The sequence below is a fragment of the Halalkalibaculum roseum genome, assembly GCF_011059145.1.
GTDB lineage: Bacteria > Bacteroidota > Rhodothermia > Balneolales > Balneolaceae > Halalkalibaculum > Halalkalibaculum roseum.
Genome location: NZ_JAALLT010000004.1, coordinates 745,341 through 758,529 on the forward strand (window position 1 = coordinate 745,341; position 13,189 = coordinate 758,529).

Annotated in this window: 9 protein-coding genes; 4 read left to right on the plus strand and 5 right to left on the minus strand. The window is 47.2% G+C overall.

Annotated features, from left to right (window positions below; translation table 11 throughout):
• The first annotated feature begins 154 nt into the window (after positions 1-154).
• Positions 155-1,840 (plus strand): serine hydrolase domain-containing protein, encoded by a 1,686-nt coding sequence (locus G3570_RS15120; RefSeq protein WP_165143663.1) that lies wholly within the window; start codon positions 155-157, stop codon positions 1,838-1,840.
• Between the two features lie 101 nt (positions 1,841-1,941).
• Here the strand turns inward: G3570_RS15120 and G3570_RS15125 are convergent, their stop codons facing one another.
• On the minus strand, positions 1,942-2,799 hold the full coding sequence (locus G3570_RS15125; RefSeq protein WP_165143664.1) for a mechanosensitive ion channel family protein: 858 nt from the start codon (positions 2,797-2,799) through the stop codon (positions 1,942-1,944).
• A 30-nt stretch (positions 2,800-2,829) separates the two neighbouring features.
• Complete coding sequence (locus G3570_RS15130; RefSeq protein ID WP_165143665.1) at positions 2,830-3,615, minus strand: DUF432 domain-containing protein; 786 nt, start codon at positions 3,613-3,615, stop codon at positions 2,830-2,832.
• A gap of 200 nt (positions 3,616-3,815) precedes the next feature.
• On the opposite strand from G3570_RS15130, the gene G3570_RS15135 reads away from it, so the two are divergent.
• Entirely contained in the window at positions 3,816-4,298 is a 483-nt protein-coding gene (locus tag G3570_RS15135; protein WP_165143666.1) for a TonB-dependent receptor plug domain-containing protein, read from the plus strand.
• Positions 4,299-4,349: 51 nt separating this feature from the next.
• Here the strand turns inward: G3570_RS15135 and G3570_RS15140 are convergent, their stop codons facing one another.
• The 3 genes from G3570_RS15140 to G3570_RS15150 form a co-directional block, all read right to left on the minus strand.
• Positions 4,350-4,517: a YegP family protein gene (locus tag G3570_RS15140; RefSeq protein WP_165143667.1), complete on the minus strand. Its 168-nt coding sequence runs from the start codon at positions 4,515-4,517 to the stop codon at positions 4,350-4,352.
• Between the two features lie 203 nt (positions 4,518-4,720).
• Positions 4,721-6,058, minus strand: coding sequence for an NADP-specific glutamate dehydrogenase (gdhA, locus tag G3570_RS15145; protein WP_165143668.1), 1,338 nt, complete (start codon positions 6,056-6,058; stop codon positions 4,721-4,723).
• A 164-nt stretch (positions 6,059-6,222) separates the two neighbouring features.
• Positions 6,223-8,283 (minus strand): acetate--CoA ligase family protein, encoded by a 2,061-nt coding sequence (locus G3570_RS15150; RefSeq protein ID WP_165143669.1) that lies wholly within the window; start codon positions 8,281-8,283, stop codon positions 6,223-6,225.
• Between the two features lie 120 nt (positions 8,284-8,403).
• Here G3570_RS15150 and G3570_RS15155 point away from each other — a divergent pair, with 120 nt between their 5' ends.
• A complete protein-coding gene (locus G3570_RS15155; RefSeq protein ID WP_165143670.1) occupies positions 8,404-9,798 on the plus strand; it encodes a tryptophanase in 1,395 nt (464 codons plus the stop codon).
• An 89-nt stretch (positions 9,799-9,887) separates the two neighbouring features.
• Entirely contained in the window at positions 9,888-13,184 is a 3,297-nt protein-coding gene (locus G3570_RS15160) for a WD40/YVTN/BNR-like repeat-containing protein (protein ID WP_165143671.1), read from the plus strand.
• The last annotated feature ends 5 nt before the right edge of the window (positions 13,185-13,189 follow it).

Consider the following 13,189-nt stretch of genomic DNA (forward strand, 5'->3'; position numbering starts at 1 on the left):
ATGATTACGGCTCCTTCAGAGAGCGATTCACCTATTTCAATATCACAGACAGCAGCTACTCATTTAGAATGCACAGATCTTATGACCAAGGACAAACCTGGCTGACAAATTTTTCAAGTATTGAAGCAACCAGGAAACGGTAACAAATATACAGATGATGAAAAAACATACTCTAATAGGATGTCTACTCTGCCTCATTTTCATTCAACCGGCATGCAGCCAGCAGGTGGGTTGGGAGCCATCCATGGATGAATACCTGGAATTCAGAAACGAACTGGGCCGGTTCAGCGGGACGGTTGCCATTTCCAGAAATGATGAATTAGTCTATTTACGATCCACAGGAACGGCTAATCGAAGCTGGAATATTCCGGTTAACGACTCCACAAAATATGATATAGCATCCGTCACCAAGATGTTTACGGCGGTAGGAATTGCCATGCTTTATGAGGACGGAAAGATCGGTCTGGATGATACTATTTTGGATCACTTCAGCGATTTTCCCATTAGTGAAATAGGAGCAGCTACCACCATCCGACAGCTCTTATCGCATACCAGCGGCATTAGTGATTTTTTCATGCAGCCCGGCTATCTGGAAACGGACCGGTACCGTTTGAGAGAGTTAGAGGATTATGACCGCTTTTATAATACCGTGGAAGTGAATGAATCACAGGTCGGGACCATGCACTATTCCAACACCAATTTCATGATACTAGGTCGAATTATTGAAAAAATCACTGGTGTGGATTTTTACACGTACATAAGAGAGAAAGTCTTCGACCCCCTGGGAATGGTCAACACCGGATTTTATGAACATGACCTTGTCGTCGGCAATATGGCTGTGGGCTATACCACGGATTCACAGGCAGTGACAGAATTCGGGGTCCCAATGGACGGCCGTCTGAGGGCCAACAGTTATATGCGTCCGGCCAGAGGAATGCCTGCGGGTGGAGCTTACAGTACGGTAGCTGATCTTTTGCGCTTCATGAAGGCATTAAGAAATGAGAGCCTGCTAAATAGTGAGACCTTTGAAGAATTTACAAAGGAGGATGGGGACGGGTATGCCCTTGGGTTTCAGAGCTACACGATGGACGGTATACGGTTTGTCGGGCATTCCGGAGGTTTCTACGGTGTAAGCAGCCAGATATTTTACCTGCCGGAAAAGGGGTATACCGTTGCCATACTTGCAAATAATGACTTCGGGGCACCCCCGGTATTCGACCGATTTATCAGTTACTTGACAGGAAGGAAAACCTATAAAGCAATAAGCTTAGATGAAGAAGCGCTTTCCCGGTTTGAGGGATTTTATGAAATAGTTCACGGAGAAATGAATGGCAAACAACTCGAGATACAAGTCAGAGATGATCACCTGCTATTTGATAATGAGTTGGAATTTTATCCCTATGACCGGAACTCCTTTTTTGACATAGATAACGAATCGTTTACGCTACGGTTTAGTGAGGATTCAGCAGGAATGATAGATGGTTTTCAATGGACAGACGGTCGAAATTTCACCGCCAGGGCCAAAACAGTGGCGGAAAATGAGATGGTAGAATTACAGAAACTTGAGATGAACGATACTGAGCTCGAAACCTATCTCGGTGACTTCGAATTCGGCGATTCAGGTATGATGCCCGGGCATAAGCCGGAAATTACGATTGATGATGGCACCCTCTTGGTTGACGGAAGGATGCGCTTTGTTCCATTCGATGTAGACAAGTTTTACCTTCAGGATGACAAGCAGATGCAGTTGCACTATATCAGAAATCAGGCAAATGAAATTACCGGTTTTCATGTAAAGCGTGGAGATAGCGTACTGGGAGAAGTTTCAAAATTGGATTAAGGAGTTAACATCCACCCCGTACCGGTAGCGGCTGATTTCTATAGAGGAAGAAGCTCATCCTTTGTAAAAGCATGCATCAACCTTAACCGGTGATGGCTGTGTCATTTATTTCTTCCTTTAAATTTACCGCTACCGGAGCTATCGGTATCGGATATTTCAATCGGTATAGCCTTTGATGCCGAGCCGCTGTATAAAGAGACATGAGGGAAGGGTATTTCAATACCCTCTTCGTCAAAACGGGCTTTGATGTCTTCCTGAATCGTGTTTCTCAACTGCAGGAACTCAGATACCGGTGCCCATACCAGGAACAGCAGGTCAATAGAAGAAGCGCCGAATGCATCGAACAGTATGATAGGCTTAGGTTCGCTTAAAGCAAATTCGTTTTTATCGGCGACATCCATAAGGATTTCCTTCACTTTTGAAATGTCTTCCTTATAAGCGACCGATACTTTAGCGTTGAAGCGACGAATTGGAAAGCGGGTAAGGTTTCGTACTTCCGTTTTAATGAGTGTTTCATTGGGGATGCGGACGAATTGGTTGTCGAAGGTTCGAAGTTTTGCGGAAAGCACGTCAATGGAAATGACTACCCCGGTGGTATTATTTACGGTGATAATATCATCCACCTTGAAAGGCTGCTCTGCAATGAGAAACAGTCCACTGATAATATTTGATACACTGGTTTGGGAAGCAAAACCGAGTGCAATACCGACAATACCGGCCGCTCCCAGAAGCGGGGCGAGGCTGATTCCCAACTGACCCATAATGGTTACAACCAGGATTATCAGTCCGGTATAAAACACCAGCTTCCCGGCCAGCATACCATAATGCGGTGCGTATTTCTTGGTAAAGAAGTTCCGTGCCCACCCCCTCAGGAGAAAAAGTACGGGAATAGTGATGATCAGGATCAGGGCAATCTTAAAAGAAAGCTGTAAAAACTCTTCCGAAAAATAGGTTTCCATATCTCCGATTACTGTTGATCTGTTATTGCTTTATTTACCGAACAGAAAAGACTCGTCAAATATCATTTTAAATGTTCGGGTCGCGAGGCTTCGATGTTCCGGTTTCCGGGGCGGACTGATAAGCTTGGCATTTTCCATTCCTTTTGGAAGTCGACCGCTCATGTTGATATCACTATATTGCTCTTCGCCCTGGTACACAATTCGGGTCTCGTCTGACCATAATTCTTCGTTATACACAAATAGTTTCAGTCGCTCAACGCGAAAGCAGAATTTGTCGAAGTTAAGGTCTTCTTCCGTCTTGTTAGTGATTTGAATCGGGCAGCTAACCATATGAGGTTTTCTCTCCACATTGCTGAGAGAGCGTCGTGCCTTGGTGATGGCCCAAAAACAGAGTTCTCCCTCAATGGGGGTCCCGAACCATGTTCTTGAGAGTTTTATCGAAGGCAGTTCGGTCAAAACTGTATCATTCTTCCCGATGCTGATGCGTAGCCAAACCGGAATGCGTGTAAATATTTGAATGCTTGCGCCGGGATTGACGCGCAGTGGATATTCTGAATTTACAACCAGGGGCAAATCCGGGAAAACCGGCATCAATTTTATAGTATTGCCCGGTTCTTTGGGCGCCCAGCGTGCCCACTCAAGATCTTCAGGAGGAGAATCTAATGCTTCTTTAGAGTCTGCATGACCGGCATATTGATGTCCGATCCAGATCTCTTCATCCTTATATTTAAGCCAAAGTCTTAAGTCGCCAAGCCGAAAGAAATCTGCTTTTTCACCTGATGAAAGCGTAAATTCGCCCCATTTATCGATGTTCATACAATCACTTGAATTTGGTACAATTGAAAATACGAATATAAGGAATCTGAAAGCTAAAATGTCCGGTCGTCACTCAATAACAGTTCCTCTACCCCGTTATCCTATTTACATGCCACATACCGGATATTTTGCGGTTAATGTATAATTAAATCACTTTATTACACTAAGAAGTAAGAAGTATTCAAGAAACAATATTTGCTATGGCAAAACAAAATCTCAAACCTGCGGCAGTACTTGTTCTATTACTCTCTCTTTTTCAGGGATGCGCCTCTTCGGAAAAAACAGCCCAAAGCAGTGAACAGCCAGACTCAAAATCTGTTGTGACGGTAAACGACAATGCCATCACACTAGCCGATTACCTGAGTCGTGTCCCCGGAGTGTATATTCAGGGTTCCGGCGATAATATTTCGATCAATATCAGAGGCTCTCAATCTATCAGCGGTACCAATAGACCCCTATTTGTTGTTAACAGACAGCAAGTAGGCAGGAGCTATTCGGTCGTCAATGCTATAGTTGACGTCAACGATATTGAGAATATAGAGGTTCTGAAGGGGTCCGAGGCCGGGTCCCGATACGGACTCAGAGGCAGCAATGGCGTTATTATCATTAAAACCAAAACCTCTGAAAGCGATAAGAAGGCCAGAATTGAAGAATTACTCAAGAAATACGGCGGAAACGGGTAGGCGGGTCAATTGAACCCTATTTGTATACCTTACCGCTAATCGTTTAGCTGGTTAAACTCTTTTGTAGCTGGTGCAGCTTCCATTTTCTTTGCCGTCCTTCTCACATTCTTCGCGAGTTTCAAAGCCTTGCTTGGAGTAGTCTTCAATATCACCGTTTTTAGACGTTAGTCTCCATCTCCATTCGTCCTTCACATCTTTGTAAATCTCACACTTCGGCATAAACTTCCTCTTTAATTATTACTGCATGTTTCTACTGCGGTCTGGGGAAAAACTCAGAGTAATCCCTTTTCCATCCCTTAAAATAAGAAATGCCTTGCAAGTCAACAACTTAGAGGTCAAATGAGCGCGAATAAAAACCTGAAATAATCAAAGGAAGACAGACTCTATTTTTATAGGTAAATGCGAAAAACTAAGTGGCAAAATTAAATCGGTCCATAGTCGAGCATAGCTTCCGCTACTTTTTTGAAGCCCGCGATATTAGCTCCTTTTACGTAGTCGAGTTTGCCGTTATCTCCTGTACCGTGTTCAACACACTTTTCATGGATACGTTTCATTATTTCAAACAACCGGTCGTTTACTTCTTCGGCTGACCAAGGTATGCCGAGAGCATTTTGTGAGATTTCGAGACCTGAAACGGCCACTCCCCCGGCATTGCAGGCTTTGCCCGGTGCATAGGGGATATCCGCCTCGCGAAAGAGCTGTGTAGCCTTATCGGTACAGGGCATATTAGCTCCTTCAGCTACCAGCTGCACATTACTATTCAGAAGGTTTTGCGCGTCCTTTCCGGTTATTTCATTTTGGGTAGCACAGGGCAGTGCGATATCACAGGGAATATGCCATGGTTTCTTGCCTTCATAATATTCGCAGCCGTACTCTTCTGCGTATTCACGAATTCTTCCTCTTCGCACCTCCTTCAATTCCTTGACGAAATCCAGTTTTTCCTCGTCAACTCCATCTTTGTCGTGAACCGTACCATCTGAGTCGGAAAGTGTGATGATTCTGGCTCCCAAATCAATTAGTTTTTCACAAGCATAGATAGCCACATTGCCGCTGCCGGATACCAGTACTTCTTTTCCTTCCAGATCTCTACCCAGGTCATCCAGCATGTGGGTCACAAAATAGACCAAACCATAGCCGGTAGCCTCAGTGCGTATCAGGCTGCCTCCAAAATTGACACCTTTGCCCGTGATAGTACCGGTAAAACGGTTATTGAGTTTCTTATACTGACCGAAGAGATAGCTAATTTCCCGTTTCCCCACGCCGATGTCGCCGGCGGGAATGTCGGTATGCTCCCCGATGTGCCGGTGCAGTTCACTCATCATGCTCTGACAAAACCTGAAGATTTCGGCATCGCTCTTACCTTTGGGATCAAAATCAGAACCGCCTTTGGCTCCCCCTAGGGGCAAGGTGGTCAATGCATTCTTCAGTGATTGTTCAAACCCTAAAAATTTCAGAATTCCCAGATTAACCGAAGGGTGAAAGCGGAGACCGCCCTTATAGGGACCAATGCTGTTGTTAAATTGCACCCTAAATGCCCTATTTACATTTACTTTATTATTGTCATCTACCCAGGTAACCCGAAAAGTTATGATACGGTCGGGCTCGCACATGCGCTCAAGAATAGCTGCTTCTTCGTATTCCGGTTTATCTTCGATGTAGGGTATGATATCTTCGAGCACCTCTCTTACGGCCTGGTGAAACTCTTCCTGGTGGGGGTTCAAATCAACCAAGCGATCAATAAATTCATCAGTTTTATACATGGCAGGAGTTATTATCGGTTAAGGGAATATTCTGAGTATCACTAACAAGGTATTCTAATGCATTATCGTTTTGAGTGATTCGTCTTAACAGCCTCTTGTTATTCTGAAATTATTGAAGAGTTCAATATCGAATCCGGCACCACTGTTCGATAGGCCGTCAAATGTCACTCTTCCCTGTAAGTACCGCGAATATCTATGGCATACGCTCCTTTGCCTTTAGGCAATACATAGAGCGGATTTATTTCCAGTTCACTGATATTTGGCAACTCATCAGCCAGCTGAGCCATCCGCATCAGGTATTCCAATACGGTTTCACGATCGCCTTCAGGCTGATTCCTCCATCCTTTGAGTTTGGCCCCGGCCACCGTTTTGTCCACAAGTTGTTCGGCCTGCATGCTATTCAATGGGGCGATACCGGTTGCCACATCATGAAGGAGTTCAACATCGGTTCCACCGGTTCCAAAAAGAACAAGCGGCCCGAACTGTTCATCCTGCCTGATTCCAATTATGACTTCACTACCCCCACTTAGCATTTTCTGTACAAGAGCGCCTTTCATTCCGGTATTTGCCTTTGAAGCAGCATCTTCCAGCTCATTCCAGGCTCTGATCAATCCATCCTCATCCTCAATTCCCATCTTAACTCCGCCTATTTCGGTCTTGTGGGTCACCGTATCGGATATCAGTTTTAAAACTACCGGATAGCCTATCTTTGCAGCCGATTTCAGTGCTTCATCCTTCGTGGATACCTCTTCCTGAGGCGGCAGGCTGATTCCGTATGCTTCCAGCAGTTCGGGCCAGTTTTCCCGGGTAGCGTAGCTCTTTATCGCTTTGCGATCTGCTACTCCAAACAAATCAGGTTCATTCCGTGCCGTGCTTAACCACTCCTTTCTTTGCAGCATGGCCGCGAGAATGGAGGCAACCCGTTCCGGAAAAGCGACATTAGGAATCTTGCGCTTGTGCAGAATACTAAGGGCTTCATCCACTGAGGCCTTACCCATTATTGAAGCTATGACCGGTTTGTCATGAACTCCCGCTACTTCACCTACAACCTCGGCCAGACTGGCCGGCAAAAACCAGTCCTGCGGCGCCTGAATAACTACCAGTGCATCGACATGTTCATCGGTCAGCAGGGCATCAAGGGCCACGGCGTATGTGCCGGGGCCTGAACCGGCCAATACATCCACGGGATTGCTGACGCTGGCAGCCTTGGGGAGTCGTGACCTGAGATACTCCTTGGTTTCTTTTGACAGCTCAGCCATTTCCAGTCCGGCCTTTTCCAGGGCATCCACAGCGAGAATAGCCGGCCCACCCGCGTTGGTTAGCACGGCCACTTTATTGCCCTCCGGCAGGGGCTGCCAAGCCAGGGCGCGCGCCCAGTCGAACATCTCTTCCATGGTTCCTGCCTGTAGCACGCCGCTTCGTTTAAAAGCTGCTTCATAGGCTTCGGCGCTTCCGGCAAGTGCGCCGGTGTGGGAGGCTACGGCTTTGGCGCCGCTTTCGCCTCGTCCTCCTTTCAAGGCTACAAAAGGTTTTTTAAGGGATGCTCTTTCGGCCGAATCAAGAAAAGCCGTTCCGTCTGAGACTCCTTCGATATAAGCGGTAATGACTTCAGTCTGGCTGTCGTCGCACAGCGCCTCAATCATCTGTGTCTCGTTGATTCCTGCCTGATTTCCTAAGCTAACAATACGTGAAAATCCTACGCCGGCTCCCCGGGCCCAGTCGATGACGGCTGCCACCATAGCCCCCGACTGGGAACTAAAGCCGATTTCTCCCGGTTCCGGCATCCCGGTGACGAACGTGGTATTCACCGGGGTATGGGTATCAATGGTACCGATACAGTTTGGACCGATGACGTTGATATTCATCTCATCGGCAACGCTCTTCAGTTCCTCTTCCAGCTTTCTTCCCTCTTCTCCCGTTTCGCTGAAGCCCCCGCTTACAACAATGGAATACCTGATTCCGCGATTGCCACACTCCTTTAGGGTGTCGGGCACAGCTTTAGAGGGTACAATGATGACGGCCAGATCAACGGGGTCGGGCACATCAGATATGGAGGCAAAGCACTGTTCGCCCAGTATTTCTGATGCTCTTTTGTTGACAGGGTAAATCGGCCCCTGGTAGCGGTATTCTTTTAGATTACGAACCACACCGTGTCCCAGTTTATGAGGGTCTCTCGAAGCCCCTATCACAGCGACTCCCTTAGGCTTGAAAAATGGATCGAGCATATATTCGATTACGGAATTAAGAGTAATTTATCTTATTATATGGTAGCGTTGTTTTCAATATTTGTCAAAGGTCAAAATCCGGAATTTTATAACCGTAATATTAATCAGTATTTGCAGTGTATGGATCTTGAAGAATTTAGGACAAACACGATCATTGAACCATTTCGCATTCGCTCGGTGGAAGCCATTCGATTTACCACTATGGATGAACGAAAAGAGCTTCTGGCGGAAGCAGGCTACAACCCTTTCCTGCTAAAAGCCAAAGATGTGCTGATCGATTTGTTGACGGACAGCGGTACCGGAGCCATGTCTTCCGGCCAATGGGCAGGGATCATTTCAAGTGATGAATCCTACGCCGGATCTTCTTCCTTCTACCGCCTGGAAAACGCTGTGCAGGAAATTACAGCTTTCAAGCACGTAATTCCCACACACCAAGGCCGAGCCGCGGAAAATATCCTTTTTACCACTATTGCCGGAAAGGGTGATGTAGTGCCCAGTAATACTCATTTTGATACCACCCGTGCCCATGTAGAACACAGCGGAGCAGAAGCCCGTGACCTGGTTATTGAGGAGGGGAAGCAACCACGTAATACCCATCCTTTTAAAGGAAATATGGACCTTGCAAAACTGGAGCAGACCATTGAGGAGGTCGGCACGGATCGCATTCCGGTAATCATGATTACGGTAACCAACAATTCGGGTGGCGGTCAACCGGTGAGCATGGAAAACATCCGGGCGGTTTCGGAAATTGCAAAAAAGCATGACATACCATTTTTCATTGATGCCTGCCGTTTTGCAGAAAATGCCTGGTTCATTAAGACGAGGGAGGATGGGTATGAAGATAAAGAGCCGATAGAAATTGCACGTGAAATGTTCAGCTATGCCGATGGGTGTACTATGAGTGCCAAGAAAGACGGTATGTCGAATATCGGCGGATTTCTGGCCATGAACAGCGATGAATTAGCCGAAAAGTGCCGGAACCTTGAGATATTGACAGAAGGCTTCCCAACCTACGGCGGGATGGCCGGCTATGATATGGAAGCGGTTGCTATCGGACTTTTTGAAGCACTCAATGAAGACTATCTTCGCTATCGCATACGATCCATTGCCTATCTGGGCGACAAGCTGAGCAGGGCCGGTGTACCAATTGTGAAGCCTACAGGCGGTCATGCCGTATACCTGGATGCCAAGGAGATTCTGTCTCACGTACCGCCCCTGGAATATCCTGCATGGTCATTCAATAACGCTCTCTACCGGCTGGGAGGTGTTCGCGGAGTGGAGATCGGATCGGTGATGTTCGGCAAACAGCCCGGCGGATCGGAGAAACCGGCATCCATGGAGCTGGTTCGCCTGGCATTTCCCCGGCGCGTGTATACCCAAAGTCACGTCGATTACCTGGCGGAGGTGATTATCAATGCTTATGAACAGCGTGAGCAGCTGGGTGGCTATAAAATCGCTTCAGGGCCGGATGTACTGCGTCACTTCTCGGCCCGAATGTTACCGCTGGGTCACTAATTGAACTTAGTGGTGTACCAATTCTCCTAGAATCTATCGGAGTAATTGCGTAATCTGCCGGCACTTTACTAACCAAATAGGGATACAACATGAAAACTTTCATTCATTTGGGCGCCTTATGCTTTTTGATGGCTCTCACTTCCATTTCTTTAGCGCAAAAATCAGATGACAAGCCGTCCGATCCACGATATGAGACTGCATGGAACAGCCTGGCATTCAGAAGCATCGGCCCGGCCTTCACCTCGGGAAGAATTTCAGATTTTGCAGTAAATCCCAATGACCACAGTGAGTTTTATGTTGCTACTTCCTCCGGCGGAGTCTGGAAGACGACCAATGGCGGAGTGATACTGGAGCCGGTTTTTGACAGTGAAGGATCCTATTCTATCGGCTTTGTTGCCATGGATCCCAATAATCGTAATGTAGTTTGGGTCGGTACCGGAGAGAATAACAACCAGCGTAGTGTAGCTTACGGGGATGGAGTCTATAAAAGCATAGACGGCGGTAAGAGCTGGAGCCATATGGGATTAAAAAATTCCGAGCATATAGGGATGATTGAAATCGACCCCCGAAATTCGGATGTCGTATATGTCGCGGCTACAGGTCCGCTTTGGAGTGCCGGAGGTGATCGCGGTTTGTATAAAACGACCGACGGCGGAGAAACCTGGGAGAATATCCTGGAAATCAGCGAGCATACCGGTATCAACGAGGTGCATATGGACCCGCGTAATCCTGATGTGCTTTATGCTACCGCCCATCAGCGAAGGAGGCATGTATTCACCTACATCAGCGGCGGACCTGAGTCAGCGATATATAAGTCATCAGATGCCGGTGTGACCTGGAAAAAAATAATGAAAGGCATGCCGAGCGGCGATATAGGTCGCATAGGACTCGACATTTCTCCTGCAAATCCGGATGTAGTATATGCTATTGTAGAGGCGCAGGATGATAAAAGCGGATTTTACCGTTCCACCGATCGTGGTGAATCCTGGGAGCGACGCAGTGATTATTCCTCCAGCGGAAACTATTACCAGGAAGTGGTGGCTGACCCTGTTGATACTGACCTGGTATATGTTATGAATACCTTTGCCGGGGTTTCGGAAGACGGCGGTAAGTCCTTTGAAAATGTAGGAGAGCGAAACAAGCATATAGATAATCACGCACTCTGGATAGATCCAACCAACCCGTCGCACCTTCTAAACGGCAATGACGGAGGTGTCTATGAATCCTACGACCGCGGTAAAACATGGCGTTTCTTCACCAATTTGCCGGTCACCCAGTTTTACAAGTTGGCAGTGGACAATGACGAACCCTTCTACAATGTATACGGTGGTACTCAGGATAACTTTACCCTTGGTGGTCCCTCACGTACCAATGCCACTACCGGAATAAATGATGACGAATGGTTTGTAACGGTACTGGGTGACGGTTTTGAACCGCATGTGGATCCGACCAACCCGGATATTGTATATGCCCAGTACCAGTATGGAAACCTGTTCCGTTTTGATAAGAAGAGCGGAGAGATGCAGGATATCAAACCACAGGCACCGGAGGGCGACTACGATTACAACTGGAACTGGGACTCTCCTTTCTTCGTGAGCGTTCATGACCACAAGCGACTTTACTTCGGTTCCGATCGGGTACTGCGAAGTGATGATATGGGTCAAAGTTGGAGAGAATTGAGCGGTGACCTCACACGACAGATCGATCGTAACCGGCTGGAAGTGATGGGCAAAGTCTGGCCTATGGATGCCATCGCAAAAAATGCATCTACTACCGAATACGGGAATATTGTAGCACTTGCCGAGTCGCCACTGGACGAGAATCTGCTATTTGCCGGCACCGATGACGGGTTGATTCACATAAGCGAAGATACCGGAGAAAACTGGCGAAAGATCGAAAAATTCCCCGGGGTTCCCGATATGGTATATGTAAATGAAATTGTCGCTTCTGAGCATAATCGTAACATGCTCTATGCAGCATTCAACAATCATAAGAATGGTGATTTCAAGCCTTACCTGTTGAAGAGTACCAACCTCGGACGCTCATGGCAGCCTATTGTAAATAACTTGCCGGAGAGGGGTTCAGTCTATGCTATTGCTGAAGATTTCGAGGAGCCGAGCCTGCTGTTTGTAGGTACCGAATTTGGGGCCTTTGTTTCTGTGGATGGAGGCAACTATTGGAAAGAGCTGGATAAAGGATTACCCACCATTGCGGTTCGTGATATTGAAATCCAAAAAAGAGAAAACGACCTTGTTCTAGCCACCTTCGGACGCGGTTTCTATGTGATGGATGACTATTCGGCTTTGCGTGAGTTCAGCCGCGAGATACAGGATGCTGAAGCACATCTTTTTTCGGTGCGACAGGCTTACCAGTATATACCTTACAGCAGGATAGCTGCCAGTGAAACCATTTCCTGGCTGGGTCCTAAGGGATTCCAGGGGGAAGACTACTTTATGGGAGAAAATCCTGAATTCGGTGCCGCGTTCACCTGGTATCTGAAAGAGGATATCAAAACGATGAAAGAACAGAGAGAAGCCGAAGAGAAAGAAAGGCGAGAAGCAGGTGAAACGGTTTATTATCCATCCTATGAGCAACTGAAAGCGGAAGCTGAAGAAGAGAAGCCCTTCCTGATATTTACCGTCCGTGATTCAAACGGCGAGATTGTCAGGGAGCTTACTTCCTCACCCAAGTCCGGCATCAACCGTATCTACTGGGATCTGAAGTTTCCCAAAGTTGATGAAATCAGTGATAGTGATGCCGATCCTTCGGAGGAATTGGATTCAGGCATCATGGTGCTGCCGGGTTCGTACTCGGTTGAGCTCAGTAAAAGTGTGGACGGCGCCATTACCCAACTGGCCGGACCAGTCTCTTTTGAGGTTCAAAGTTTGGGCAACGTGACACTACCGGCTGAGAATCCCGATGAGATGCTTGCCTATCACAAGGAGCTTATGGATTTGTCGAAGTCAGCCAACAGTGCACGCAGCGCTTACAACGAGCTAAACAACAGGCTTAGTTATTACAATGCAGCTCTGAAAGCCGTGGATGCTCCAGCAGACCTGGCTGAGAAAATTACCGGTATGGAGGATGATCTGGAAGCGATTCGCAAAGTCATGTTCGGTGATCGCATTGCGGATCAGCTTGAGATGCAGCAGGCACCCTCACTGAATAGTCGTATCAATACAGCTATTGCTTCCGGGATGTCTTCTACCTCAGATCCTACAGAAACCTCCCGGCGCGTTAAAGCTATTGCAGAGAAGGAGTTGAAACCGGTGCTTCAGTCGCTTCGTGATATCATAAATCGACAGGTACCCTCCATCGATCGTCAGCTTAACGAACTGAACGCCCCCTGGACGCCGGGCAGAATTATTGAGCTGGACCAGGGATAAGTTTA